This is a genomic window from Hymenobacter psychrotolerans DSM 18569, assembly GCF_900142395.1.
Classification (GTDB): domain Bacteria; phylum Bacteroidota; class Bacteroidia; order Cytophagales; family Hymenobacteraceae; genus Hymenobacter; species Hymenobacter psychrotolerans.
The window spans coordinates 1-26,226 of the sequence record NZ_FRAS01000003.1; the positions used below are offsets into that span (position 1 = coordinate 1).

Consider the following 26,226-nt stretch of genomic DNA (forward strand, 5'->3'; position numbering starts at 1 on the left):
GCGCGCAGAAAATCGTCGATGAAGCAGTACATTGCCACGGTCTGTTCTGTCATAGGAAGGGGGCTTGAAGGGGTCGAATACTTCAAACCTAGTCTTTCCCGTGCGGAACAGACTTTTTTTAGCCCCAACCTTCTCCGCAACTTGGGTTACTTACTACTGGTTTCCAGTTCGGCCAGCATGTCCAGCACCATGTGCTCGGTGGGCGTCAGCCAGTCGTTTTCGGTGGGGTCGGCGTCGTGGCGGCGCAGGTAGTCGATGAGCTTATCGGAGTTAAAAAGCTCTACTACCTGCGGGTGGATGTAGTATTTTGAGCACACGGTGGGCGTGTTGCCCAGGTCGTGGGCCACGTCTTTGAGGGCGCGCTTCAGGGTTTTGGGCTTCGGAAAGTCTGGCTCTTCATCCAGCACCCGCTCCAGGCACTCCACCATCTTCACGGTGCCGCCCCAGGTGCGGAAGTCCTTGGCCGACAGCTTCAGGCCGGTTGTCTGCTGCAGGTACTCGTTTACGTCGCCCGATTCCAGCTCCTGCCGCTGCCCGTCGGCGGTGTAGTACTGGAACAGATGCTGGCCCGGAATTTCCTTGCACTTCTGCACCAGCCGGGCCAGTTTCCGGTCATGGATGGTGAGGTCGTGAGCCACGCCTTTCTTGCCCACGAAGGCAAAGCGCACATCGGCGCCACTCACCTGCACGTGCTTGTCGCGGAGGGTGGTGAGGCCATAGGTTTTGTTTTTCTCGGCGTATTCGCGGTTGCCGACGCGTATAAATGATTTATCCATGAGCGTGAGCACGAGTGCCAGCACCTTCTGCTTGTCCAGCTGCGGGCGGGCCAGATCTTTCTGCATCTGCGCCCGCAGCTCGGCCAGCTTCTCCCCGAAAGCACGCAGGCGGCTGAACTTGGTGAGGGCGCGGGCCTGGTCCCAGGCAGCGTGGTACAGGTACTGCTTGCGGCCTTTGGCATCGCGGCCCGTTACCTGCAGGTGGCTGCTGGCCGAAGGCGAAATCCAGACGTCGGTCCAGGCCGGCGGAATCACGAAGCTCTGTATCCGGCTGAGCACTTTCTCGTCCGTAATTTTTTCGCCTTTCGTGGTGTAGTAGGCGAATTTGCCCGAGCGGGTGGCCTTGCGCGTAATGCCGGGCTTGGCGTCGGTCAGGTAGCGGAGGCCGGCCAGCTCGGCCTGCCGGGCGGGGTCTTTGTAGAGCTCATGCGCTTCTTCCAGCGGCAGGAGATGTTTCTTGCGGGTTTTGGGTCGGACGGTGGTAGCGGAGGCTGACATAAGGAAGTGCAATAAAACGGTGCCAGAATGGCGGCATCCGGTGTACGGGCCGCGCCCCGGAAAAGGTGGCGCTTCCGGCCGGCATCATTTTTTTCCGGCTGGTTTCCGGGCGCTTACCACAGAACGGGCGCCACCGGCAACTACGGCGCGCCGTGGGCCGTACCGGCTCCAATGAATCTGGCACCGTTTTTTCTTGCCGCCGCTTCATTCCACCACCTCCACCTTCTTCCCTTTCTACGTTTCATGCGCCGCTTCCTACTCAAACCCTGGCTCCTGCTCACCCTTGCCGCTACGCTTGGCGGTACTGCCTCCTGCTCTTCCGATGGCGACGGGGTGTTGCTGTTTTCCGTGGAAGACGACAAGGCCCTGGGCGAGCAGGTAGCCGCCCAAACCGACTCCACGTACCGCGCCAAGGGCCAGTTGCTGGACCGCAACTCGGCCAACGCCCGCGCCTACCAGCTGCTCGACGGCGTGGTAAACAAAGTGCTCAACTCGGGCGAAGTGAAATACCGCACTGAGTTTCCGTGGGATGTCAAAATCATCAAGGACGATGCCGTGCAGAACGCTTTTGCTACGCCCGGCGGCCACATCTACGTGTTTTCGGGCCTGATTAAGTTCCTCGACAACGAGAGTGAGCTGGCCGGCATTCTGGGCCACGAAATTGCCCACGCCGACCGCCGCCACACTTCCAAGCAGCTGCAGCAGCAGTATGGCATCAGCCTGCTGCTGAGCATTCTGGTCGGCGACAACCCCAATCAGCTGGTACAGATTGCCGCCGGCCTGGGCCAGCTGCAGTTCAGCCGCAACGACGAGAATGAGGCCGACCAATACTCGGTGGTGTATCTGAACAAAACGCAGTATTCCTGCGACGGCGCGGCCGGCTTTTTCATTAAAGCAGAGGCCCAGAACCAGGGCGGCAACCCACCTGCTTTTTTGAGCACGCACCCCGCTCCTGCCTCCCGCATCCAGCAGATCCAGACCAAAGCCGCCGAGCTGAACTGCCAGAACCGCACCGTTTCCAACACCGGTTTCGAAGAGCTGAAGCGCATTATCTAGTGCTGCCTTCGGGTATCTCGCAGCCTGAACAATGCTACAAAGCCAGCCGCCTCTGCGGCTGGCTTTTTTGTGCTTGGCCGGTCCTCAGAACAGGCAAAAGGCATCAAATTGAGGATTTGACCGTACTTGCAACCATGTCTCTCCTCAACAAACTTGGCGACTTAGCCGAACGCGCCGACGACCTGCTGACGCGCACCCGCGCCCGACTGGGCCTGCTGCACCCGCTGCAGCTGCTGCCCTACCGCAGCTACGGCACGCCCACGCGCCTCTACGTGAAAGGCCGGCTGCTCACCGACAAAGGTATTACGGAACCCGACGCGTCCGACTCGCGGCTGCACAACCTGCTGAACATGTACCGCCGCTTCGACAGCAACGAAATCGGTGGCGCGCAGCTGCTCGTGCGGCCCGCCGATGGCTCGGAGCACCCCGTAATGACGGATGAAGAAGGCTATTTCACGCTGAATCTGGAGCCGCAGAGCCTGCCCGAGCCGGTAGATTTTCTATGGTATCCGGTGGAAGTGCTGCTGCAGCACGTGCCGCACCCGTTTACGGCTTCCGGGCTGCGGGCCGCCGCGCCGGTGCTTATTCCGCCCGCCGACGCCGAGTATGGCGTCATCTCCGACCTCGACGACACCGTTATCCAGACCTCAGCCACCAACCTGCTGCGGATGGCCCGCACGGTGCTGATTCGCAATGCCCGCTCCCGCCTGCCGTTCAAGGGCGTGGCCGAGTTTTACCGGCAGCTGCAGCTGGGCCGTAACGGCAAGCGCAACAACCCGTTTTTCTACGTCAGCAGCTCGCCCTGGAACCTCTATGATCTGCTGGAAGATTTCCTGCACCTCAACGACATTCCGCCCGGCCCGCTGCTGCTCCGCGACATGGCGCTAGCCGGTAAGAAGTCCGGTGATGCCACGGCCCACCACGGCCACAAGCTCAAGGAAATCGACAACCTGCTGCTCACCTACCCCAAGCTCCCATTCGTACTTATCGGCGACTCGGGGCAGGAAGACGCCAACATCTACCGCGAAGTGGTGCGGCGCCACCCCGGCCGCATCCTGGCCATCTACATCCGCGACGTGAACCTGCCCGAACGCGCCGCGCTGGTGGAACGCGTGACAGAAGAGCTACGCGCCGAAAAAGTGGAGATGCTGCTCGTGAAAGACACGGTACAGGCCGCCGAGCACGCTGCCCAGGCCGGTTTCATCTTCCAGGAGGCCATACCGGCCGTGGCCAAAGAAAAGCAGAAAGACGAAGAAGCCGCCGACAACGAAGACGATACGGACGGCGAAGGCACCGGCGAGCCAGTTATGGGGTGATAGGGTGAATGGTGATGGGGTAAATGGTAATGAGGTGAATGGGAACAGGTAACAGGTAGACCAAGACCACTTGCTTATAGCCTCATCACCTCATCACCTCAGCTGGAATGGTCGGCTACGATAACCCAACGGCCTTCTATGCGGCGCAGCACCAGCAAATAATGCCCCTGCAGGTCGCCGGCGGCCGGGCGCGTGAGGTGCCAGCGGCCTACCACGTGCGCCGCATCGGGCCCATCGGGGGTGATGCGCAGGCCTTCAAAACGCAGCTGGCCCATGGCGGCGGCATCGGGGTAGCTGCGGCGGTAGTTGTCGAGGGTGCGCTGCCAGCCGTAGGTGAGGCCGCTCTTGCCGATGAACACCAGCGAGTCGTGCTGCCAATACCCCTGCATAAAGCCCTGCACGTCGCCGCGGTTCCAGGCAGCAGTCTGCGTGCTCAGTAAGCTACTGATGGCACGGCGCGTTTCGGCGGGAGATTCTGCTACCGGCGTGTAGTCGGAGGAGCAGGCAGGCAGCAACAGCAGGAGCGCAGGAAGAAAGGCAGCTAGTTTCATAACGGTAAGTATAGTGGTTTCCGGAGCAAGCCGCCCAGCCCACCGGCCCGGCCCGGCCGCCTACGGCATTCCGACCCGTCGCCGTTGCCCCGCCGTTGCTTCGTGTGGCCCGGTACGGCACGATGTGGCGCGCGTTTCGACCAGTCGGACCGATAGACTGGACCTAACGCTTACGGTGTCGCGGCTGCTTGTTTTGTACTTTGCCGGCTGAATCTGTTCCTTTTTTCAGCCCGGCCGGGACCCGGGCTCTTTCATGCGCATTTTTAAAGGGTCCGGCTACGCCCGGGCGCCCGAAAGATTCTCCTTTCAGCGGTCCGGCCTACGCCGGAGTGACGGAATGTGCATTTTTCAGGGCTCAGGCCGGGCCGGGAGAAGCAAAAGCGGCCCTTTTAGCGGTCCGGCCGGCTGCGGAGTGCAGAAAGGGGGTGCTTTCGCCCGCTCGGGGCGAAGCGGCGGGCTTACTTCAGCAGGTCCTGCACGTAGGTGGTGCCGCCCAGGCGGCGCATGTTGCGCATCACGCGCTGCTGCTTGGCGCGGGCCTGCGGGCCGGGGTTACTGGCCCGAAAGCGTAGCGGATTGGGTAGCACGCCGGCCAGCAGAGCCGCTTCGCTGCGGGTTAGCTTATCGGCGGGCTTGCGGAAGTAGCGCTGCGAGGCGGCCTCCACCCCGAAGGTACAGTCGCCCATTTCCGCCACGCTCAAATACATTTCCATGATGCGGCGCTTGTCCCAGAGCAGCTCGATGAGCACCGTGAAATAGGCCTCGGCCGCCTTGCGCACATAGCTGCGGCCCTGCCAGAGAAACACGTTTTTGGCTACCTGCTGCGAAATGGTGCTGCCCCCACGCAGCTTTTTGCCGCCGCTGAAGTTGTATTTGGCCGCCTTCCACAGCGCGTCGCCATCGAAGCCGTGATGCAGCAGAAACCGTTGGTCCTCGGCGGCAATCAGCGCCAGCGGCACCTCCGCCGAAACCTCGTCGAGGCCGCGGAAATAATAGTTGATGCGGCGGTTGTCTTCCTGAATGCCATGGTAGCCGAGGCCTACCGGAGCATGGGCGCGGCGGTCGAGCATCAGCCAGGTGGCGGGCGGCGACACCCACCGGTAAATCAGCACCCAGGCCACCGAGGTCAGGAACAAGGCGGCCACCACCTGCAGCGCTACCTGCCGGGCCTGCCGCCCTATTTTTTTATAATCCGTTGCCAAAGCCGATTGAAACAGTCTGAGGGTTCTGCCGGGCCGGTACCGGCCAAGCAGCGCCAAAAGTAGCTGTTTTAAGAGCATCTGCCGCTATGTATGCGGCGCTCCTGCCTGCTGGCAGCGTACCTTAATCGGCCGGGGCCTCTCCTGCTTGCCGGCAGCCAGGCCCGCCCCGCCGGCTACCGTTGAAATACTTAACAGAAACCCGCATTTTTGGTGACTATGCGTACACTTGCCCTGTTTCCGCTGAACCTCGTCGTATTTCCCGGCGAAAAGCTCAACCTGCACATCTTCGAGCCCCGCTACCGCCAGCTTGTGCACGACTGCCTCAAGGAAGGCATTACGTTCGGCATTCCTCCCTACCGCCACGAAGCGGTGAGTACGCTGGGCACTGAAATGCAGCTCATTGGAATTGAGAAAACCTACGACAGCGGCGAAATGGACATTCGTACCCGGGCTGTGGGCGTGGTGCGCATCGAGGAATTTTATCGGCAGCTGCCGGACAAGCTTTATGCCGGCGGCCTGGTAGAAGACCTGGACGACGACAACACGCAGGACGCCCTGCTGCGGACGCGCATCATGACCTATATGGAGCAGCTCTACGATGTGCTGGGCCTGCGCAAGCTGCTGCAGGAATTGCCCGCTGAGTACCGCGTCTATGATATTGCCCACCACCTGGGCCTGAGCACGGAGCAGGAATATCAGCTGCTGGAGGCCGAAACCGAAGCCCGGCGGCAGGAAATCGTGCTGGATCATCTGGAGCGCATCTTGCCGGTGCTGCTGGAAACCGAGCGGCTCAAGGAGCGGGTGCGGCTCAACGGCCACTTCAAAAACCTGACTCCGCCCAACTTCTGAGGGTTGCAGCAGGGCCAGGGAGCAATGGCAGCCACTTTTTGGCGGCGACGGACTGCTCCCAGAACGAACCGGACTGCTTTGCACGTATAGCAACGTGTACTCCCGTATCTCAGCCGTGGCCTTTCTCTACTCTCTGTTTCCGTATATGCTGGCTGCGCTGGCGACTATGCTCACGGGCTGGCTGCTGGTGCGCTACTACCAGGAGCGGCACTACCGCCGCCGGCCCTATGTGGCGCCGGCCCGCAACGACTGGGCCCGGCATGCGCCGGCACTGGCAGCCGCTCCCCTCCACCGAATTGCCCTGCTCGGCGACCCGGGCGCGGTAGCTACCGACGGCTCGGATGCGGTGCTGCGCCTGCTGGCCGACTGGCAGCAGGAAACGCAGGCGGCGGGCACCATCATCCTCCTCGGCGACAATGTATATCCGACGGGCCTGCCGGCGCCCGGGCAGCCAGGCCGGGCCGCCGCCGAATTGCGCCTGAACGCCCTTCTGGAGGCGTTGCGCCCATTCAAAGGCAACCTGATTCTGCTCAGCGGCAACCACGACTGGAACAAAGGCCGGCCCGATGGCTACGAGTACCTGCGGCGCCAGGAAGCGTATGTGGCCGAGCACCTGCCGGCGGCTCACTACCTGCCGGCCAACGGCACTCCTGGCCCGGTAGCCGTTCAGCTGGCCGAGGGCCTGTTGCTGCTGGTGCTGAACACGCAGTGGTGGGTGCAGCAGGGCGACCGGCCCGCCTCCGACGTTAAGGAGCCGTTTCGGCAGCTGCAGCAGTTGCTGGAGGCCAATCGGCACCAGCGTATTGTGGTAGCGGGCCACCATCCGCTCTATTCCAATGCTGTGCACGGCGGCAAGTTCACGGCCAAGCAGCACGTCTTTCCGCTCACCACCGTTCATAAGCAGGCCTACCTTCCCCTGCCGTTCATCGGCTCCCTGCTGCCGCTTTACCGCAAGCTGGTAGGCGCCGCCGAGGATATGGCTCACCCGCGCTACCGCAAAATGCGCCGCCGGCTCTTGCGGGTGCTGCATCAGTATCCTAACCTCGTTTACGCCGCCGGCCACGACCACAATCTGCAGTTCTTTGAGCGGCAGGGCAGCCACTTTCTGGTGAGCGGCGCCGGCAGCAAAACGGCTTTTGTGCAGAAAGGAGGCCGCGCCACGTTTGTGCACGAGCACAAAGGCTTCTTCAGCCTCGATTTCTACGCCAATGGGGAAACCTGGCTCCGCACCTTTGAGCCCGCCCCGGACGGCAGCCGCCAACCGGAGGTATTCCGGCAGCGCCTCCACCCCGGCCCCGTAGTGGCGCCGCCCCTGGTAGCGGCCCCGGTGTTGCAGGTACCAGCCGCCGCTGAGTAGGCCTCAATTGGCCGGTACCGGGACTAGTACCCGCAGACTACCGGGCTGTATGTCCACGGCAATGGGCGTGGGCAGGCGGTGCGGCTCCCCGTCCACCTGCACCAGCACCTGCGTTTCGCCGGGCACCTGGATGCGGGCCTTCCGGCAGCGCAGGCGGCGCGTGTAGTTCGAGGCGTCGAAGGCGGAAGTGTAGAGATGATAGAGAATACTCGGGGCGGCAGCTCCCGGAAACGGCTCAATCAGACAGAGTTCAAATTCTCCGTCGTCGAGCTGGCCGTTTGGGTTGATGATGACGTTGCTACCGAACGTGTTGGCGTTGGCGATGGTCAGCATAAAGGCTTTGCCCTGCCAGGTTTCCCGGTCGGTTTCGATGATGTAGGTAGCGGGCTCGTAGCCGATATACTCCTGCGTGGCAATGCGCACGTAGGCGCCCGGCCCGCGCGTATCTCCCTTGTCGAAGCGCTCCACTACAAGGGCATTGAAGCCCAAATCGGCGAGATGAGCCGCGAAATGCCCACCCACCCGCAACGTGTCGATGGTGCGCAGCCGGTGTTGCCAGATGAGCGGCAGCGCCTCGTCGATGTCCTGCGGAATGCCCAGGTCTTTGGAAAGGCCATTGCCGGAACCCAGCGGCAGTATTCCCAGCGGGAGCGGTGTGCCCAGCAGGGCCTGCGCCACCAGATTGACGGTGCCGTCGCCTCCGGCTGCAAACACGGCATCGTAGGCGTGGCGGAGCAGCCGCGCCTGTAGCTGCGCCAGATCATCTTGCCCGGAAGTGTGGTGAAAGTGTGCCGTACGGCCGCGCTGCTGGCAATATGCCGCAATGGTGTCCTCTAGGTCCGTCTTGCTGATGTCGCCGGAAACAGGGTTCAGCACAAACAGCAAGTGACGAAGCATTGCTGGTTCGGGAGCAGTCATAGGAAAGCGAACAGGTGGAAAGAATGGTAAGGTACGGTATCCGGGTTCTAAAAAGGCCCACCTGACGGCGGGCCTTTCTGAGGTTTACTATAGCGTAGCGGCTACGGCTTCAGCCCAGCCGGCACCCCTTGCGGAAACTCAGCCGTAATGGCCCGTTCCAGCTCGCCAATGCGGTTGCCGGGGTTGGGGTGGGTGCTCAGGAATTCCGGCTGGCGACTGCCGCCGGCACTCTGCTCCAGCACCTGCATCACCTGAATCATGGCGCGGGGGTCGTAGCCGGCTTGGGCCGTGTATTCCACCGCCAGCCGGTCAGACTCGAGCTCATCTTCTCGCCCAAACCGCAGCGTCAGCAGCTTGCCTACCATGGCAGCAGCGGCGGCGCCGGCAGCGGTGCCGGGCCGGTCGGGGTCGTACATGCCAATAGCAGCGGCCCCGCTCAGGCCCTGCGTCAGCTTGGACTTGGCAATCTGCTCCGCCGAATGGCGCCCTACCACGTGGCCTACCTCGTGGGCCAGCACTCCGGCTACCTGGCCTTCGGTGCGCATGTTCTTTAGCAGGCCCGCCGTAATGAACACCTGCCCGCCGGGCAGCGCAAAGGCGTTAATCGTGTTTTCGTCGGCCAGCAGGTGAAACTGAAACTTGTAGGGGCTTTGGCTGGCCTTGGTCTTGCCGACTATTTCCTGCCCGATCTGCTCGACCCGGGCCGCCGCCTGGCGGTCTGGGTGCAGCCCACCGTATTGCTGGGCCATTTCGGGGGCTGCCTGCAGGCCAAGGGCTATTTCCTGCTCGGCCGTCATATCCACGTGCTGTACTTCGCCCGTTACTTCGTTTACGGAGCGTTTGCAGTAGTACGTAACCAGCGTGATGCCTGCCATCAGCAAGGCAATCAGGTATCGAAGATTTCCTCTCATGATTGGGTTGGTTGAAAAGGGAGCGGGACGGAAAAAAACCACTCTGGTGGCTTTCGGGCTTGTAACGCCGGGCTGGACAGTAGGGTTGTCGGCGGATTACGGTACCCAAATTCTCCTCTTTTCCGTATCAGTGCCATACCAGCCTGCCCAGGCTTTCTCTCCCTGGCTCTCACTTCACATTTCCCTTCCTATGAATCAGAAACGCACTTTTGGCTCCATCCTCACTATCCTCGGTATCATAGGCATTATCGTGGGTGCGCTGGGATTCCTGCAAATCGGTGGTATTGGGCTGAGTAAGCTCAATTCGCTGGTTCCGTTTGCCGTGGGCCTGATTTTCTTTTTCGCCGGCATCAATCTGGTCAAGACCACCAGTGACCGGGCCTGACCTAGCTTAGACAACAAAAAGGCCTCCCGATGCAGTATCGGGAGGCCTTTTGCGTTTCTGGGACAGGCAGGCTAGCTGTCGGAGAGGCCGCTGAGCTGCGCAAAAGCGTTTAGCGCCGGATCAAGCTTCAGCCACGACGAGGAAAAGCTCACGGTGCTGGGACCATGCGCATACATAACGGTGCCTTTCTGAATCGTGCGGATAACCTGAGAAGCCTGCTGCACGGGCAGCGCCGGGCACCCCTGGCTGCGGCCCAGGCGGCCATGCTGGCGCACAAAGGCTTCGCTCACGTAGTCGGCGCCGTGCACCACTACGGCGCGGGTGGCGGCATTGGTATTGAAGCGGGCATCCTGGCCGTGCAGCTTCAGCGACAGGCCGTGCTTGCCCTGGTACGGCTGGCCCGTAACGTAGAAGCCAAGGCTGCTCATTTCGGAGCCTTCCACGTTCGAAAACGTCTGGGCAATGTTATTGCCGGTGTTTTTGCCGTGCGCTACCAACGTATGGAACAGCACCTTCTGCTGGCGCAGGTCTATTACCCACATGCGCTTCTGCGTGCTGGGGCGCGCATAGTCGATGACGGTGAGCACCTGCCGGCCGGCGGCGGCAGCCCCTTTCTTGGTAAGGGTATAGTAGCCCATCAGCGCCTCCCGGTATACTGAGGGCGAAAGGCCATAGGACGTGAGCCGGGCATTGGCATAGCTGGCCAGTACGTGCTGCTCGAAGGCGGCCAGGTGCTGGGCCCGCACCATGGCGGCCGGGGATGCCGCGGCTGGTACGGCTGCCCGCGAGCTGGCCCCGGGAGAAGGAGAAAAGAGCGAAACGGCTACAAACAGGGTAGCTAGGGCAGTCGGTGCAAACTTCATCGGCTGATTAGGCGGGGCAGGTCTGAAATGGCAAGTGGGTGGGCAGAAGAGGGCGCCTCGACAACAAAAATAGTATTTTAGCGCAACCTATTCTGGTTGTCCTAACTGCTTTTCACTGATAGTCAGTTCCCAGCCTTACCACTTATGTTGCTTCGCCGTTTCCTTCTGCTGCTGTGTGCAGCCTCCCTGCTTGCCTCCTGCGGCGGCTCTCAGCCACAGCTGCCTGGCTTCGATACGAGTGCCTGGCGAAGTGACCCGTACGGCTGCAAGAGTGTGCGCTCGAACCAGGCGAAAGCGCTTCTGGCCGGCAAAGAGCAGCTGTATGGCCTCCGGACGGCCACTATCGACAAGATGCTGGGCCGCCCGGATGAGGAAGAGCTGGCTGAGCAGACGGAGAAAATCTACTACTACTACCTGGAGCCCGGCCTGCAGTGTGAGCCCGCGCATCAGCGCTCCGGCGCCAACAAAATCAGCATCCGGTTCGGCTCACTCGGCACTGTTACCGAAATCCTGACGGACAAGCCCCTCAGCAGATAATATAAACTTTACTGTATGTAGCAGTCGGTAGCGGCTCCTCCGCTCTTTTGTATAGTTACTACAACGCCAACGGGGCATTTCCTTCATGAAGGAAATGCCCCGTTGGCGTTGTGAAGCGGAAGAAGCTATGCCTTATCCCAGGCCGCCTTCCAGCGGATCAGTAGTAAGAGGCATGTCCCGCTGCTGCTCAGCATGGAACAGGCTCAGCTGCGACGGAGTCAGGATACGGCCGCACTCAGCCTCGTACTGCGACTCCAACTCGCTGAGCTTGGCACGCTGCTCGGCAATATTGTCTTTGTACTGCCAGCTAATCTCCTCCTGGCGAGCCAGTTTGATTTGGTTGGCCGAGCGAAGGCGTATATACTGTGCCTCGTTCAGGCGCAGTGAATTGCACATCTGGCGGGTAAGCTCATCTACGCGAGCCTGGGTGGGCTCACCGGTACCAGGAAGCTCGGCATGGCGGTCCTGCTTCTGCGCAGCGGCAGAGCCCGCTAGGCCGACCATCAACAACAGAGTAAAGACTGCGGATTTCATATAGGATGGAAAAAAGAATGAGCAACTGGGAAAAAAGAGTGTTCAGAAAGCAGTGAGCGTAGCGGGTAAAACCTAAATAGCTTGCCCCTCTAATTCACTATATTTAATACAAATATATGTTGCCAAAGTTACAACAACAACAACGATTCGTAGAATTTTTTTATTTCTGACTTCGGGACAACGCTTCCTAGAAATAGAAAGTGCCCATACCACAATAAAAAACGGCCATCTTCGACAGGAAGAGGCCGTTTTCGTTCTCAATTCTGTACAGGCAAAACCTACTCAACACCCTCCACAGGCTTATGGTCGGGGCTTTTGAAGTACTGCATGGCAATCAGCGAGATGATGGCACCAGCCATAACTCCCTGCAGCATGATGGCCAGAAAAGCAATGGTAACCGACAAGTCGAAGCCAAAAAAGTCCTGCGCGTGAATCTGGTCCATCACATCGGGCCGCAGCAGAGCGAAGAGGATGAAGAAGAACCCAAACGTCACCGACGACACAATGGCCGTCATGATGCCCGTGCCGAAGCCTTGCAGGTAGGGCATATGCCCGTGGCGGGTGTGCTTGAAATAGCGGATAGCCAGGCAGATACCCACTATCATGATGGCAAAATTGAGGAAACTGAACTCTATTCGGTCGGCCAGACCCAGCAGGGCGGCTACTACAAAGTAGACCATCATGCCGGCCGCCGTCAGTAGGCCATACCGAATGCCGATTCCTTCCGGAGTGGTGCGCGACTCATTCATATGCGGGTGCTGCTTAAAGATGATAGGGAAACCAAAACGGCGGAACTCCAACCCGGCTTGCGCTGTTGCTCAGAGCCTTGGCTCTTCGTGCCGCCTCCTACTCTTATACCCTGATGCCGCGCATGAGTTTTATAATTGGCCGTTTTTTTTGCTATCCGGTACGCGGGGCATTTTGCGTATTTTTGTGAGCCCGCTCCGGCCAGGGTACCCTTTTCTGATTTTTTCGCCTTTTCTCCCTATATGATTAGCACCTCCAACGTCAGCCTGCGCTACGGTAAGCGCGTGTTGTTTGAAGACGTTACCATCAAATTCATGCCTGGCAACGTGTATGGCCTTATCGGGGCCAACGGAGCCGGCAAGTCCACGTTCCTGAAGATTCTGGCCGGCGACATCGAAGCCAACACCGGTTCCGTGACCATGCCTGCCGGCTCGCGCCTCTCGGTGCTGCGCCAGGACCAGTTTGCCTACGACCAGTTTCCGGTGCTCCAGACCGTGATTATGGGCCATACGCGCCTCTGGAAGGTGATGGAAGAAAAGGACGCGCTGTACGCCAAGCCGGACTTCTCGGATGCCGATGGCGAACGGGCTGCGCAACTGGAAGGCGAGTTTGCGGACCTCGAAGGCTGGAATGCCGAGTACGAAGCCGCCGAGCTGCTCTCCGGTCTGGGCATCGGTGAAGACAAGCACCACACCATGATGGGCGACCTGGGCGGTTCCGACAAAGTGCGCGTGCTGCTGGCCCAGGCGCTGTTCGGCAACCCCGACGTACTGCTGCTCGACGAACCAACCAACGGCCTCGACGCTGAAACCGTGCTGTGGCTGGAGAACTTCCTCGACTCGTTCCAGAACACGGTGATTGTGGTGAGCCACGACCGTCACTTCCTGGACGCCGTATGTAACTACATGGCCGACCTCGACTTCTCGAAGATTACGATGTATCCCGGCAACTACTCGTTCTGGTACGAGAGCAGCCAGCTGGCTCTGCGCCAGCGCCAGGATGTGAACAAGAAGACCGAAGACAAGCGCAAGGAGCTGGAGGAATTTGTGCGACGGTTCTCGGCCAACGCCTCCAAATCCAAGCAGGCTACTTCGCGTCAGAAGCTGCTCCAGAAGCTCACGCTCGAGGAAATCAAGCCTTCGTCGCGCAAGTATCCCTACATTGCCTTCAAGCCCGAGCGCGAAGCCGGCAACCAGCTGCTGACTGTGGAAGACCTGAGCAAGTCCGTGGACGGGCAGGTGGTATTCCGCAACGTGAGCTTCTCGCTCGATAAAAAGGACAAAGTGGCCATCATCAGCCGCGACGACCGGGCCCCTTCCCTCCTGTTCGACATCCTGTTCGAGCAAACCCGGCCCGATACCGGCTCCTTCAAATGGGGCACCACCATCACGCCGAGCTATTTCCCCAAGGAAAACTCCGAGTTCTTCGATACCGACCTGAACCTTGTGGACTGGCTGCGCCAGTACAGCACCGAGAAGGACGAGTCGTTTATCCGCGGTTTCCTGGGCCGGATGCTGTTTTCGGGCGAGGAGTCGCAAAAGAAAAGCAACGTGCTGAGCGGGGGCGAGAAAGTGCGCTGCATGCTCTCAAAAATGATGATGGAATCGGGCAATGTGCTGGTGATGGACGACCCGACCAACCATCTGGACCTGGAAAGCATCACTGCTCTCAACAACAGCCTGCAGGAATTCCAGGGCACGCTGCTGTTCGTGTCGCACGACTTGCAGTTCATCGAAACCATTGCCAACCGCATCATCGAGCTCACGCCCGACGGTATCATCGACCGCCGCATGACCTACGAGGAGTATCTGGCCGATGAGCAGATCAAGACCCTGCGGCAGCGCAAATACCAACTCGTATCTTAACTGCGTTACCTTCCGGTATGAACGTTCCTTCTCGTTTCCTGCTCGCGGCCGCCTTCTCGCTGGGCGGGCTGGCCCTGACTCCGGCGGCGCATGCCCAGCGCACCGATAGCACCTCCACGGTAAAGCCGCAGCTGAATACGGCGCCTCCCGGTACCGCACCGCGGCCGGCTACTCCGGCACCACGGCCGCAGCAGAACCAGCAGCAGACGCCCGTACCGGCCCCCACGCCAGTATATGAGCCGATGCCTACCGCGCCGTCCAGCGACAAGCCTTCGGGCCTGGATTTTCCGGTGGGCAGCCGCGCCAGCGAGCAGCCGAAGCCGTTGCGCAAGTACTTCCTGTACTCCAACTTTGGCCTCGGCTACAGCAGCAACCCCTACAGCGGCGGGCAGTTTAGCGCCAGCCTGAGTCCGTCTATTGGCTACCGTGTTTCGGAGCGGCTGGCTGTTGGGCCCGGCATCAGCTACGCCTACAACAACATCTCGTTTCCCCGCGACTACCAGGCGGTAGGGCTGCCCAGCAGCCTGAGTCTGCATAGCATCGGGGTGAAGGCATTCCTGCAGTACATCGTCTTCGACCAGTTCTTTGTGCATGCCGAGTACGAGGTGACCAAGGCCCAGAGCTACGATATCTACCAGGTAGGGCCACAACGGCTGCAGGCCGTGAAAACGAACCGCACCATGAACACGCCGCTGGCCGGCGCGGGCTACCGCAGCCAGCTCGGCGACCGTTTTGCCGCGGATATTGTGCTGCTCTACAACTTCAACAACGGCTACGATGCGCAGGGCTATCCGCTTTCCCCCTACGGCCAGCCCGTCATCCGTTTCAGCTTCCTGTACGATCTGAAATAACCGAGTTCAGCCATACAGCAAAACCTAAAAAGGCCCCTCCGGAAATCCGGAGGGGCCTTTTTAGGTTTTTTCAGACTCATTTTTGCAGACCTACCGTACTCAGGCAGACTACAGCGCAGCTAGACTACGCGGCCGCCACGAATCACGCGCAGCAGGATGGCAATGATGGCAATTACCAGCAGAATGTGGATCAGATTGTTGCCCTGCATGCCTGCACCCAGAATGCCGAAGAAGCCCAGTGCCCAGATCAGAATCAGGATGACGGCGATGATGTACAGTAGATTTCCCATGGTGTTTAAGTTGAGGTGGTGGTGGAGAGAGATGGAAAGGATTCAGCCTTTGCGGCAGCGTGGCTGCGTTTAAGAGCTGATTTGCGGTTTTGTACGCGGGGGGTATCAAAAGGATATATTCCGATGAAAAAATTTTGGCTTTTAAAAAGAATTCATCCCAAAAACCAGCTTTCTGAGCTACAGAAGCACTTTTCAAAGAAGCCAACTTTTGCGGCTTTCACTTGTTTCCGTCAGATCGGCGGCCGGCGAAATGAGGCGCATGTGGCTCTGTTTTGGTTTTCGGGGTAGCTTTGCCGTGGCTGGCTCCGCTGGCCTTCTTGTTCTTTATTCCCACCTTCCTCTCCTCTCTACTGCATGATTAACGTCGCCGTTATTGGCTCGGGCACCATGGGCAATGGCATTGCTCACGTGTTTGCTCAGCATGGCTTCCCGGTTGCTCTCATCGACATCAGCCAGCCGGCACTGGACAAAGCACTGGGCACCATTGGCAAAAACCTGGACCGCCAGGTAGCCAAGGGCAGCTTGTCCGAAGAAGACAAAACCGCCACCCTCGGCCGCATCCAGACCTATACCAGCATTGCCGAAGGCGTGCACAACGTGCAGCTGGTAGTGGAAGCCGCCACCGAAAACGTGGATCTGAAACTCAATATCTTTCGCGAGCTGGACCTGCACGCTCCTCAGGACGCTATTCTCGCCTCCAATACCTCTTCCATCTCCATCACCAAGATTGCGGCCGTTACCAAACGTCCCGACAAGGTGATTGGCATGCACTTCATGAACCCGGTGCCGGTGATGAAGCTCGTGGAAGTAATCCGCGGCTACGCTACCTCCGACGAGGTAACGACGCACATCATGGACCTGTCGCGGCAGCTGAACAAGACCCCGACCGAGGTGAACGACTACCCCGGTTTCGTGGCCAACCGCATCCTGATGCCGATGATCAACGAAGCCATCATCAGCCTGCACGAGGGCGTAGCGGGCGTCGAGGAAATTGATACGGTGATGAAGCTGGGCATGGCGCACCCCATGGGCCCGCTGCAGCTCGCCGACTTCATCGGGCTGGACGTGTGCCTGGCTATCCTGCGCGTGCTGCACGACGGCCTGGGAAACCCCAAATATGCTCCCTGCCCGCTGCTGGTGAACATGGTAATGGCCGGCCGCCTGGGCGTAAAATCAGGCGAAGGGTTCTACCAGTACACGGCCGGCTCGAAGGAGCTGGTAGTAGCGGAGCGGTTCCGGAAGTAGGCTTCTGCTCTGCCTGAATACCGAACGGCGTCCTGCACGTTGTTGGCCCCGCGCCTGCGGACCGGCACCGTGCAGGACGCCGTTTTGCGGACGGCAGCGCGGAAGATTCAAACTTTTTTGCTCCTCAAATCCTTATAGTCCGGTCGTATCGACAATCTTATGCGCTGATCTGCTGCCTGCCCTGCATGGGTAGGTTTGTAGTAGCTGCGCCTACATTTTCTCTCCCAACCACGATTATATCTAAAATGGAAAAGGCAACTTTTGGCGCCGGCTGCTTCTGGTGTGTTGAGGCCGTATTTCAGGACCTCGAAGGCGTGGCGCAGGTGGTTTCCGGCTATTCCAACGGCCGTATCGCCAACCCTACTTACCGCGAAGTGTGCAGCGGCCTGACCGGGCACGCCGAAGTAATTCAGCTCACCTACGATCCGGCCGTTATCAGCTTCGAGGAGCTGCTGGAGGTGTTCTGGAAAACCCACGACCCCACCACCCTCAACCGCCAGGGCGCCGACACCGGCACGCAGTACCGCTCGGGTGTGTACTACCACAACGACGAGCAGCGCCGCCTGGCTGAAGAGTACAAGCAGAAGCTCAACGAGGCCCACGCCTTCGAAAGCCCCATCGTGACGGAAATTGAGCCCCTGAAGAGCTTTTATCCGGCCGAAGCCTACCACCAGAACTACTACAAGCAGAACGGGCGCGAGCCATACTGCCAGTTTGTGGTACGCCCCAAAGTAGACAAGGTGCGGGCCGTATTCGGCGACAAGCTGAGAAAAGCCGCTCTTGGCTAGTTTCTAAGTCAGAAGCAAAAAAAGGCCCTTCCCGGTTGCGGGAAGGGCCTTTTTTTATGTCAATCCTAGTTAGAGCTACGCGTTGCGGCTGATGGCAAATGGTCCGTTTTCCTGGCCCAGCAGGTAGAACATGGCTACTTTATCGATGACGGATCGGGTGGCGGAAATGGCGTTATAGTCCACGATGTTGCCGTTTTTCATCATGATAAACCCGGTTTGCTCGCCCGGGAAAGCGCCGTCGGCTTCCACGGCCGGCACAGGCGTCAGGTACTTGTGCGGGGCAATCCGGATGGTGCTTTCGTCTTCGGGCAGCGCCAGCGTGGTGTCTTCCTGCCGGGGCTTGAAACCGAAAGTAGACGAGTACGAGTAGTGCGGATTGTGCACCCAGTCGCCGTTGAAGATGTAGTATTCGTCGGTATTGACGCGCAGAAACTCCCGCATCGAGCAGTTGATGGCTACGCGCGGGTACCGCCGGTTCTGCAGATTCTCCAGAATGGTTTTGGTACGGGCCGGGTCCGGCACATCCGAGAAGGGCAGCATAAGCCGGGCCGTGGTGGCTATTTCGCAGCCCGCGTACAGGTTCAGCAGTTGCTGGCGCCACTCGTTGATGTTGCCCAGTTGCCGGGCCTCTCCTACGTTCAGCTCGGGCATGTTGTAGGTGTAGGGCCCCGTCACGGCCACGCCGTTGTGGAGGCCGGCAAACCACTCTACCAGAAAGCAGGGCTGCACCCGCCCATCCACCCAGGGCAGGTCCATGTTGAAGATTACTTTGGCCTGCACATCGTTGACGGAGCACTCCAGCTCGGCGGCCATATAATTCCGGATTTCGTCGCGGGCTTCCGCTGCCGATACCGGACCAGATTTCGTGTTCATGCTTGTTTGGATGACAGGTAAAGGGTGACAGGTAACAAAGACTGGATACTGGGTAAGGAAAGCAATGAGGACAGGGACACGTAGGAGGCATCATCGACCTGTCACTACTCACCTGTCACGTGTTACCCAAGAAATTATACTGCCACGCTATGCTCGCGCAGGGCGTCGTTGAGGCTGGTTTTGAGGTCGGTGCTGGGTTTGCGCTGCCCAATGATGAGGGCGCAGGGCACCTGGTACTCGCCGGCCGCAAACTGCTTGGTATAGGAGCCCGGAATTACCACCGAGCGGGCCGGCACCGTGCCTTTGTACTCCACCGGCTGGCTGCCCGTCACATCAATGATTTTGGTGCTGCCCGTGATGGTCACGCCCGCCCCGATAACGGCTTCTTTGCCTACAAAGCAGCCCTCCACCAGAATGCTGCGCGAACCCACAAAGGCCCCATCTTCGATGATAACCGGCGCGGCCTGCACCGGCTCGAGCACGCCTCCAATACCTACGCCGCCGCTCAGGTGCACGCCCGCCCCAATCTGGGCGCAGGAGCCTACCGTGGCCCAGGTATCAACCATCGTGCCTTCGCCCACCCAGGCTCCGATGTTCACGTAGCTCGGCATCATGATGACGCCGGGAGCCAGATAGGCGCCGTAGCGGGCCACGGCCGGCGGCACTACCCGCACGCCCTGCTGCTCGTAGTCGGTTTTGAGGCGCATTTTGTCGCGGAACTCGAAGGGGCCGACCTCAATGGTTTCCATCTGGCGGATGGGGAAATACAGGATGACAGCTTTTTTCACCCAGTCATTCACCAGCCAGCCGCCTTCCCGGTCGGTGGCGGGCTGAGCCACACGCAGGCGGCCTTTGTCCAGTTCCTCAATTACGTACTGAATAGCCTCAGTGGTAGCAGCTTGCTGCAGCAGGCTCCGGTCGTTCCAGGCCGCTTCGATGGTTTGTTGCAGGTCGGTCATGTTCTATGAGTAAAGGTGTGCAGGCTCTTCATTGCCTCCGGCCGAAGCGCGGGAAGCCGCAGAGCAAGCACAAACTTACCATCTTCGCTGCCACAATGCCGCATCTGCCGTCCCCAACCGTCATTTTACTCGCCTCGGTGCTCAAGCCCCTCGACGATACCCGCATGTTCGGGAAGTTCGGGCGCACCCTGTCCGGGCGGCCGGACACGACGGTGCACGTAGCGGGCCGGCTGGCCCCGCCCCCACATGGGGCTCCCGCTAACCTGCACACGCATGCGCTGCTGCACGGCAGCCGCCTAAGCTGGGCGCGGCTGCAGGCCCAGGCCCGCTACTGGGCATTGCTGGGCCGGCTGCAGCCACAATTGGTGGTCGTACACGCGCCGGAGCTGCTGCCGCTCACGCTGCTGTGGCAGGCCCTGCGGCCCGGCCGGCGCTTTCTGTATGATGTGCGCGAAAACTACGCCCTCAATATCCGGACGCAGCAGGTGTACCCCGCCTGGCTGCGCGGTTTGCTGGCTGGCGCAGTGCGGGCCCTCGAAACGCTGGCCGCGCGGCGCGCCAGCAAGGTGCTGCTGGCCGAGCGCAGCTACGCCGACGAGTTGCCCTTCGCGCAGCCGGCGCACACGGTGGTGCTGGAAAACAAGTATCAGCCCCAGCCCGGTGAGGTGCTGCCGGCAAAGCCCCGGCAACTGCCTGCCCCCAATGAGCCGCTACGGCTGCTATACTCCGGCACCATTTCGGAGCTGAACGGCGTGTGGGAGGCTATCCGCTTCGTGCAGCACCTGCGCACAGCTTGGCCTCTGGCCCACCTCACCATTATCGGCACCTGCCAGCAACCCGGCCTGCTGGAGCGCCTGCAGGCCGCTGTGGCCCAGGCGGCCGGCGCCGTGACGCTGCGCGGCGGCGCCCAACTGGTTCCGCACGCCGAAATTGTGGCTGAAATTCAGCGTAGCGACTTAGGGCTGCTGCCCTACCGCCCGCACCCCAGCTCAGCGCATTGCATTCCTACCAAGCTATTTGAATACCTGGCGCACGGCCTGCCCCTGCTGTTTTCCCCCAATCCTCGGTGGCAGCAGCGGGTCCTGCTTCATGAGGCCGGTTTCGCCTTCGATTTTGCGCAGCCTGAGTATCCGCCTGCCGCGGCGCTTGCTACGCTCAGCCAGCGGCTATACTACCCACGCGGTATTCCAGCGGAGGCCCTCTGGCAGTCGGAAGCCATAAAATTGGAGGCCGTAGTGGATTCTATCCGGTAACTGCCGACCTTTGCCGGCCGTTAGAGAGTCAGCAGCCTACTTTTTAGTACTTTCAGCACCTTTTGCGCCGTTTCTCTGCCTAATTCCCTTCTCCTCATGTCTACTCTCCGACATTCTGAAATTGCCGGCGTCGGCCACTACGTCCCCGAGCGGGTCGTAACCAACGAAGACCTCACCAAACTAATGGAAACCACCGACGAGTGGATTCAGGAGCGCACCGGCATCCGGGAGCGGCGTTGGTTTGAGGAAGGCAAAGACACTACCGCCAACATGGGCGCCAATGCGGCCCGCAAGGCCCTGGAAATGGCCGGCCTCACGCCCGACGACGTGCAGATGATTGTGTTTGCCACGTTGTCGCCGGACTACTTTTTCCCGGGTTCCGGCGTGCTGCTGCAGCGCGAGCTGGGTATTACAGCCCCTATTCCGGCCTTCGACGTGCGAAACCAGTGCTCCGGCTTCGTGTATGCGCTGTCGATGGCTGACCAGTTCGTGAAGACGGGCATGTACGATACGGTGCTGGTAGTTGGCTCCGAAATCCACTCGTCCGGCCTCGACATCAGTACTCGCGGCCGGAACGTGTCGGTTATCTTCGGGGATGGCGCGGGCGCGGTAGTGCTCCGGCCCAGCACCCGCGAAGGCCACGGCATTCTGAGCACGCACCTGCACGCGCAGGGCGAGCACGCCGAGGAGCTTATCGTGAAGGAGCCCGGCTCGAACCGCAACAAACGCGTGGAATACGTGGTGGCCAACGAGCTGGACATGTACCCCATCATGAACGGCCAGAACGTGTTCAAGCACGCCGTAGTGCGTTTCCCGCAGGTCATCAAAGAAGCGCTGGACCAGAACGGCTACCAGCCCCAGGACCTCAACATGCTGATTCCGCACCAGGCCAACCTGCGCATCACGCAGTTTGTGCAGCAGAAAATGGGCCTCAGCGACGACAAAGTGTACAGCAATATTCAGCGCTACGGCAATACCACAGCCGCCAGCGTGCCCATTGCGCTGAGCGAGGCGCTGCAGGAAGGCCGCATCAAGCGCGGCGACCTGGTATGCCTGGCCGCTTTCGGCTCCGGCTTCACCTGGGCCTCCGCCCTGATTAAGTGGTAGTTATTCTGCCCTTCGTCTGTCAGACAACTGAAAAAGAGGCCGGCCGGCAAGGCTGGTCTCTTTTTTTACGCCCCTGGCTACAGACGCCGGGTCTGCGTTCTGGCAATTCAGAATTCCTAATTTTGGGCCCTAACCCTACCAAATGCCGAGTTTCACCGAGGAGAATTATCTGAAAGCCGTGTACAAGCTGGCGGAAGCCGCGCCGGGCTCAGAGGTAAGCACCAACAGCATTGCGGAAGCCCTGCAGACGCGGCCGGCCTCCGTCACGGATATGCTGCGCCGCCTCGGCGAAAAAGGGTTGCTGCATTACCAGCGCTACCGGGGGGTGTCGCTCACGCTGGAAGGCCGGCAGCTGGCCCTGCTCACCATCCGCAAGCACCGCCTGTGGGAAGTGTTTCTGGTGCAGAAGCTCGGCTTTAAGTGGGACGAGGTGCATGATGTGGCCGAGCAGATGGAACACATCGACTCGCCGCTGCTCGTGCGGCGCCTCGACGAGTTCCTGGGTTTCCCACGCCTCGACCCGCACGGCGACCCTATTCCGACCGAGGATGGGGCTATGCTGCGCCCCCAGAACCGGCTGGTCGCCGACCTGCAGCCCGGCGACAAAGGGCCGGTTGTTGCCGTCAAGAACACGTCCGTCACGTTTCTGCAGTACCTCGACAAGGCTGGCCTCAAGCTAGGCTCCCACATTGAAGTTCTGGATAAGATTGAGTTCGATAATTCCCTTGAAATCAGGATAAATCAGCAGACAACTACCATGCTTTCTGCGGAAGCCAGCCGCAACCTGTTTGTAGCGGGGTAGCTGCCGGCCAATGGCTGACGGGCGTTTCCCGACCCGTAGCCGGAGGGAGCGGCAGCAAGTCTGCAACCCGTACTTTTCTATTCTCAATCTGTTTCCTCGCCTGTGGCCCTCGCCTTTCCTCCCGCTCTTTCCGACACCATTGTGGCGCTGTCGACCCCGCCCGGCGCGGGTGCCATTGCGGTACTGCGCCTCTCGGGTCCCGAAGCCATTGCCCTGGCCGATGCCGTATTTGCCGGCAAGCAGCTACGCGACCAGCCGGGCCACACGCTGCACTACGGCACCATCCGCGACGACAACCGGATTCTGGACGAGGTAGTCGTTTCCCTGTTTCGTGGGCCGCACTCCTACACCCGCGAGGATGTGGTGGAAATCAGCTGCCACGGCTCCGACTACATTGTGCAGGAGCTGCTGCTGCTGTTCACGCGGCGCGGCGCCCGGCTGGCGGAAGCCGGCGAGTTTACCAAGCGCGCCTTCCTGCACGGCGCCTTCGACCTGGCCCAGGCCGAAGCTGTAGCCGACCTGATTGCCGCCGACTCGCAGCTTTCGCACCAGGTAGCCATGCAGCAGATGCGCGGCGGCTTTTCACGGGAGCTGAAGGACCTGCGGGGACGGCTGGTACAGTTTGCGGCGCTCCTGGAGCTGGAGCTGGACTTCGGCGAGGAAGACGTGGAATTTGCCGACCGGACCGGGCTGGTGGCCCTGCTGCAGGAAGTACAGGCGCTGGTACGCCGTCTGCTCCGCTCCTTCGAGCTGGGCAATGTCATCAAGAACGGCGTCACGACGGTTATTGCCGGTCGGCCCAACGCGGGCAAGAGTACGCTGCTCAACGCGCTGCTCAATGAGGAGCGCGCCATCGTATCGGCGGTGGCCGGCACCACCCGCGACCTGATTGAGGATGAAGTCAGCCTTGACGGTATCCGCTTCCGGTTTGTGGACACGGCCGGCCTGCGCGAAACCACCGACGTGGTAGAATCCATTGGCGTAGAGCGTACCATGAAGCGCGTACAGCAGGCGGCTTTGGTCGTATATCTGTTTGATATTACGAGCACTACCCCTACTCTACTTGAAGAAGAAATTCAAGCCCTACAGCTACCCGCGCAGGTGCCGGTGCTGGCTGTCGGCAACAAGCTCGACACCGCTTCCGACCAGGAACTCGACGCGTTCCGCACCCGGCCCGACACCGTGCTGATAGCCGCCAGCCGCGGCGACGGCCTCGACGAACTACAGGAAGCCCTGCTGCTTCGCGTCCGCGGCGAAGGCCTCGACCGCCTCGGCAGCAGCACCGTCGTGACCAACCTGCGGCACGCACGCAGCCTGGAAGCAGCCACACTCGCCCTCAATGCGGTGCTGACCGGGCTGGCTACCGGAGCCGGTACCGAGCTGCTGGCCGCCGACTTACGGCACGCTCTGGCGGCATTGGGCGAAATCACCGGTGAAATTTCTTCCGATGATTTGCTGACCAGCATCTTCACTCAGTTCTGCATCGGTAAATAAGCGCTGCAGCAGCGCTTGAGCGCGAATTTTCGCTGGCACCGGAATTAATTACAGATTAAATCCGCCGATGCGTGCCGCGTTTTTTGCCGGACTGCTTTTCTTTGTAGCTACATTCTTTCTCAAACAACCCTTGGGGGCGGTTTGTAGTAGCAGTACACAAACCAGCCAGAGGCTTTCCGGCTTGCCGGTAATTCTTTAGCTTCGCCTCCGAACCACCCTCTAATTCTCTCATATGGCAGAGTCTGCTGAATTGATCCTCGACGGGAAATCCTACACCCTGCCCGTCGTTGAAGGCACCGAGCACGAAAAAGCCTTCGATATCGGAAAGTTGCGCGACCAGACGGGCTACGTAACCCTCGACTCGGGCTACAAGAACACGGGTGCCACCAAAAGCGCCATCACGTTCCTCGACGGCGAAGAAGGTATTCTGCGCTACCGCGGCTATCCAATTGAGCAACTCGCCGAGAAGTCCAGCTTCCTGGAAGTAGCTTACCTGCTGATTTATGGCGCTCTGCCCACGCAGGAGCAACTCGAAAACTTCAGCCACCAGATTACCAAGCACACGCTGGTACACGAGGATGTGCGCAAGATTTTCGACGGTTTCCCGTCGGCAGCTCACCCCATGGCCATTCTGAGCAGCCTGATCTGCTCGCTCACGGCTTTCTACCCCGAGAGCGTGTCGCCGGACCTGAGCAAGGAAGAAATCGACCTGAATGTGATTCGTCTGATGGCCAAGATGCCAACCATCGCGGCCTGGACGTACAAGAACAACATGGGTCACCCGCTGAACTATCCGCGCAACGACCTCGACTTCTGCTCGAACTTCCTGTACATGATGTTCAGCTTCCCCACGGAGAAGTATGACATTGACCCCCGGATTGTCAGCGCCCTCAACAAGCTGCTGATTCTGCACGCCGACCACGAGCAGAACTGCTCTACCTCTACTGTGCGTCTGGTAGGCTCGGCCAATGCGTCGCTCTATGGCTCGGTTTCGGCTGGTATCAATGCACTGTGGGGCCCGCTGCACGGTGGTGCCAACCAGGAGGTCCTGGAGATGCTGCAGGCCATCCAGGCCGATGGTGGCGACACCAGCAAGTTCATTGCCAAAGCCAAAGACAAGAACGACTCGTTCCGTCTCATGGGCTTCGGCCACCGCGTGTACAAGAACTTCGACCCGCGCGCGAAAATCATCAAGAAGGCAGCCGACGAAGTGCTGGCCGCACTCGGCATTGATGACCCGCTGCTGAAAATCGCGCAGGAGCTGGAGCAGGCCGCTCTCACCGACCAGTATTTCGTTGAGCGCAAGCTGTATCCGAACGTTGACTTCTACTCCGGCATCATCTACCGCGCTATCGGCATCCCAACCGAAATGTTCACGGTGATGTTTGCGCTGGGCCGTCTGCCCGGCTGGATTGCCCAGTGGAAAGAGATGCGCGAAAACAAAGAGCCGATTGGCCGTCCGCGCCAGATCTACACCGGCGAACTGGAGCGCGACTACGTAAGCATCGAAAACCGCAAGTAGTCTTCCTGCATCAGGCAAACAAAAAGCCCGCTCTGCCTAGAGCGGGCTTTTTGTTTTACCAACGAGCTACCTCCTAGCGGTTGCCGAAGGCCATCAGATCTGCCTTGGCCTGGGTGTAAGCCTGCATTTGACGCGGCCAGAGTATAGTAGCCAGGTCCCATTCGTAGCGGGCCTGCACTTCGGCCAGCTGCTTGTCCAGAGCCGCCGCATCACCGGAAAACTGCGCTTGCGCTGCCGGCACTTCGGCGAGCAGCCGCATATTGAGCTGGCGCACCTTCATGTACTGGCCTTCGTTTAGGGGCGTTCTGAGGGCCATCCGGCGCGTGAGCTGCGTGGACCGAGCGGATAGCTCGTTCTGGTCGCCGGAATCGGCCGTAGCCACATAGCCGGCCAGCATTACCAGGAAAAAGAAGAAAGCGGAGACGTTTTTCATAAAGCGGGAATTTTAAAGGCTTTGGAAAAGCCATTCACCAACCCGCACATCCCATCCTGGATTATCAGGTTGGCACTATTACCATCATCAATATAGCATATATTCATAATCTATCAATATATATTGCAAATACCTGTACTAAACGCGCATTATATCCTTGTTTCCATAATCTGTGGACCCACGCACAAGCGCACAAAAAAAGCCTGCAGAGTGCAGGCTTTTTTTGTGCGCTTGTGCGTGGGTC

27 protein-coding genes are annotated in these 26,226 nt (G+C 59.9%); 15 read left to right on the forward strand and 12 right to left on the reverse strand.

All coding sequences use genetic code 11. The features are described from left to right. Positions 1-146 precede the first annotated feature (146 nt). On the reverse strand, positions 147-1,274 hold the full coding sequence (locus BUE15_RS04380) for a DNA topoisomerase IB (protein WP_073281515.1): 1,128 nt from the start codon (positions 1,272-1,274) through the stop codon (positions 147-149). A 243-nt stretch (positions 1,275-1,517) separates the two neighbouring features. On the opposite strand from BUE15_RS04380, the gene BUE15_RS04385 reads away from it, so the two are divergent. Next, entirely contained in the window at positions 1,518-2,330 is an 813-nt protein-coding gene (locus BUE15_RS04385) for a M48 family metalloprotease (RefSeq protein WP_073281517.1), read from the forward strand. Positions 2,331-2,464: 134 nt separating this feature from the next. Further along, positions 2,465-3,646 (forward strand): App1 family protein, encoded by a 1,182-nt coding sequence (locus tag BUE15_RS04390; protein ID WP_073281519.1) that lies wholly within the window; start codon positions 2,465-2,467, stop codon positions 3,644-3,646. A gap of 98 nt (positions 3,647-3,744) precedes the next feature. On the opposite strand, the gene BUE15_RS04395 is transcribed toward BUE15_RS04390, so the two are convergent. Further along, a complete protein-coding gene (locus tag BUE15_RS04395) occupies positions 3,745-4,197 on the reverse strand; it encodes a YybH family protein (RefSeq protein WP_073281521.1) in 453 nt (150 codons plus the stop codon). Between the two features lie 458 nt (positions 4,198-4,655). Beyond that, a complete protein-coding gene (mtgA, locus tag BUE15_RS04400; RefSeq protein ID WP_244535873.1) occupies positions 4,656-5,399 on the reverse strand; it encodes a monofunctional biosynthetic peptidoglycan transglycosylase in 744 nt (247 codons plus the stop codon). A 216-nt stretch (positions 5,400-5,615) separates the two neighbouring features. Here mtgA and BUE15_RS04405 point away from each other — a divergent pair, with 216 nt between their 5' ends. Next, complete coding sequence (locus BUE15_RS04405; RefSeq protein ID WP_073281523.1) at positions 5,616-6,248, forward strand: LON peptidase substrate-binding domain-containing protein; 633 nt, start codon at positions 5,616-5,618, stop codon at positions 6,246-6,248. Between the two features lie 115 nt (positions 6,249-6,363). Then, positions 6,364-7,605 carry a metallophosphoesterase gene (locus BUE15_RS04410; RefSeq protein ID WP_244535874.1) on the forward strand — a complete coding sequence of 414 codons (1,242 nt, stop codon included), beginning with the start codon at positions 6,364-6,366 and terminating at the stop codon, positions 7,603-7,605. 3 nt (positions 7,606-7,608) lie between these two features. Here the strand turns inward: BUE15_RS04410 and BUE15_RS04415 are convergent, their stop codons facing one another. Beyond that, positions 7,609-8,523 (reverse strand): diacylglycerol/lipid kinase family protein, encoded by a 915-nt coding sequence (locus tag BUE15_RS04415; RefSeq protein WP_244535875.1) that lies wholly within the window; start codon positions 8,521-8,523, stop codon positions 7,609-7,611. A 101-nt stretch (positions 8,524-8,624) separates the two neighbouring features. Continuing rightward, complete coding sequence (locus tag BUE15_RS04420) at positions 8,625-9,434, reverse strand: M48 family metallopeptidase (RefSeq protein WP_073281527.1); 810 nt, start codon at positions 9,432-9,434, stop codon at positions 8,625-8,627. 190 nt (positions 9,435-9,624) lie between these two features. On the opposite strand from BUE15_RS04420, the gene BUE15_RS04425 reads away from it, so the two are divergent. Next, positions 9,625-9,819: a hypothetical protein gene (locus BUE15_RS04425; RefSeq protein WP_073281529.1), complete on the forward strand. Its 195-nt coding sequence runs from the start codon at positions 9,625-9,627 to the stop codon at positions 9,817-9,819. Between the two features lie 71 nt (positions 9,820-9,890). On the opposite strand, the gene BUE15_RS04430 is transcribed toward BUE15_RS04425, so the two are convergent. After that, positions 9,891-10,682: a murein L,D-transpeptidase catalytic domain family protein gene (locus tag BUE15_RS04430; protein WP_073281531.1), complete on the reverse strand. Its 792-nt coding sequence runs from the start codon at positions 10,680-10,682 to the stop codon at positions 9,891-9,893. A gap of 144 nt (positions 10,683-10,826) precedes the next feature. Here BUE15_RS04430 and BUE15_RS04435 point away from each other — a divergent pair, with 144 nt between their 5' ends. Then, positions 10,827-11,219, forward strand: coding sequence for a hypothetical protein (locus BUE15_RS04435; protein ID WP_073281533.1), 393 nt, complete (start codon positions 10,827-10,829; stop codon positions 11,217-11,219). Between the two features lie 132 nt (positions 11,220-11,351). On the opposite strand, the gene BUE15_RS04440 is transcribed toward BUE15_RS04435, so the two are convergent. Together BUE15_RS04440 and BUE15_RS04445 are read right to left on the reverse strand one after the other, a co-directional pair. Continuing rightward, positions 11,352-11,753 carry a hypothetical protein gene (locus tag BUE15_RS04440; RefSeq protein WP_139252126.1) on the reverse strand — a complete coding sequence of 134 codons (402 nt, stop codon included), beginning with the start codon at positions 11,751-11,753 and terminating at the stop codon, positions 11,352-11,354. A gap of 278 nt (positions 11,754-12,031) precedes the next feature. Next, positions 12,032-12,502 carry a DUF4199 domain-containing protein gene (locus tag BUE15_RS04445; RefSeq protein WP_073281537.1) on the reverse strand — a complete coding sequence of 157 codons (471 nt, stop codon included), beginning with the start codon at positions 12,500-12,502 and terminating at the stop codon, positions 12,032-12,034. A 240-nt stretch (positions 12,503-12,742) separates the two neighbouring features. On the opposite strand from BUE15_RS04445, the gene BUE15_RS04450 reads away from it, so the two are divergent. Next, on the forward strand, positions 12,743-14,365 hold the full coding sequence (locus tag BUE15_RS04450; RefSeq protein ID WP_073281539.1) for an ABC-F family ATP-binding cassette domain-containing protein: 1,623 nt from the start codon (positions 12,743-12,745) through the stop codon (positions 14,363-14,365). A gap of 17 nt (positions 14,366-14,382) precedes the next feature. Beyond that, positions 14,383-15,216: a hypothetical protein gene (locus BUE15_RS04455; protein ID WP_073281541.1), complete on the forward strand. Its 834-nt coding sequence runs from the start codon at positions 14,383-14,385 to the stop codon at positions 15,214-15,216. 119 nt (positions 15,217-15,335) lie between these two features. Here the strand turns inward: BUE15_RS04455 and BUE15_RS21460 are convergent, their stop codons facing one another. Beyond that, positions 15,336-15,506, reverse strand: a complete 171-nt coding sequence (locus BUE15_RS21460; protein WP_139252127.1) for a lmo0937 family membrane protein — start codon at positions 15,504-15,506, stop codon at positions 15,336-15,338. 354 nt (positions 15,507-15,860) lie between these two features. Between BUE15_RS21460 and BUE15_RS04460 the strand changes: the two genes are divergently transcribed. Then, positions 15,861-16,751, forward strand: coding sequence for a 3-hydroxybutyryl-CoA dehydrogenase (locus BUE15_RS04460; protein ID WP_073281543.1), 891 nt, complete (start codon positions 15,861-15,863; stop codon positions 16,749-16,751). Between the two features lie 245 nt (positions 16,752-16,996). Next, the gene (gene msrA, locus BUE15_RS04465) at positions 16,997-17,539 is read left to right on the forward strand and encodes a peptide-methionine (S)-S-oxide reductase MsrA (RefSeq protein WP_073281545.1); all 543 of its coding nucleotides are present in this window, start codon (positions 16,997-16,999) and stop codon (positions 17,537-17,539) included. 75 nt (positions 17,540-17,614) lie between these two features. Here msrA and BUE15_RS04470 read toward each other — a convergent pair whose 3' ends face one another. Beyond that, on the reverse strand, positions 17,615-18,412 hold the full coding sequence (locus tag BUE15_RS04470) for a hypothetical protein (protein WP_073281547.1): 798 nt from the start codon (positions 18,410-18,412) through the stop codon (positions 17,615-17,617). A 134-nt stretch (positions 18,413-18,546) separates the two neighbouring features. Further along, complete coding sequence (locus BUE15_RS04475; protein ID WP_073281549.1) at positions 18,547-19,371, reverse strand: 2,3,4,5-tetrahydropyridine-2,6-dicarboxylate N-succinyltransferase; 825 nt, start codon at positions 19,369-19,371, stop codon at positions 18,547-18,549. A 95-nt stretch (positions 19,372-19,466) separates the two neighbouring features. Between BUE15_RS04475 and BUE15_RS04480 the strand changes: the two genes are divergently transcribed. The 5 genes from BUE15_RS04480 to BUE15_RS04500 all read left to right on the forward strand — a co-directional run bounded on the left by BUE15_RS04480 (position 19,467) and on the right by BUE15_RS04500 (position 25,549). Further along, positions 19,467-20,624, forward strand: coding sequence for a glycosyltransferase (locus BUE15_RS04480; RefSeq protein ID WP_073281551.1), 1,158 nt, complete (start codon positions 19,467-19,469; stop codon positions 20,622-20,624). Positions 20,625-20,720: 96 nt separating this feature from the next. Next, positions 20,721-21,731, forward strand: a complete 1,011-nt coding sequence (locus BUE15_RS04485) for a 3-oxoacyl-ACP synthase III family protein (RefSeq protein WP_073281553.1) — start codon at positions 20,721-20,723, stop codon at positions 21,729-21,731. Between the two features lie 142 nt (positions 21,732-21,873). Further along, complete coding sequence (locus tag BUE15_RS04490) at positions 21,874-22,533, forward strand: metal-dependent transcriptional regulator (RefSeq protein WP_073281554.1); 660 nt, start codon at positions 21,874-21,876, stop codon at positions 22,531-22,533. Positions 22,534-22,635: 102 nt separating this feature from the next. Next, positions 22,636-24,027, forward strand: a complete 1,392-nt coding sequence (gene mnmE, locus BUE15_RS04495; protein ID WP_073281556.1) for a tRNA uridine-5-carboxymethylaminomethyl(34) synthesis GTPase MnmE — start codon at positions 22,636-22,638, stop codon at positions 24,025-24,027. Positions 24,028-24,259: 232 nt separating this feature from the next. Next, positions 24,260-25,549, forward strand: coding sequence for a citrate synthase (locus BUE15_RS04500; protein ID WP_073281558.1), 1,290 nt, complete (start codon positions 24,260-24,262; stop codon positions 25,547-25,549). A 73-nt stretch (positions 25,550-25,622) separates the two neighbouring features. Here the strand turns inward: BUE15_RS04500 and BUE15_RS04505 are convergent, their stop codons facing one another. After that, positions 25,623-25,982 (reverse strand): hypothetical protein, encoded by a 360-nt coding sequence (locus tag BUE15_RS04505; protein ID WP_073281560.1) that lies wholly within the window; start codon positions 25,980-25,982, stop codon positions 25,623-25,625. Positions 25,983-26,226: the final 244 nt, after the last annotated feature.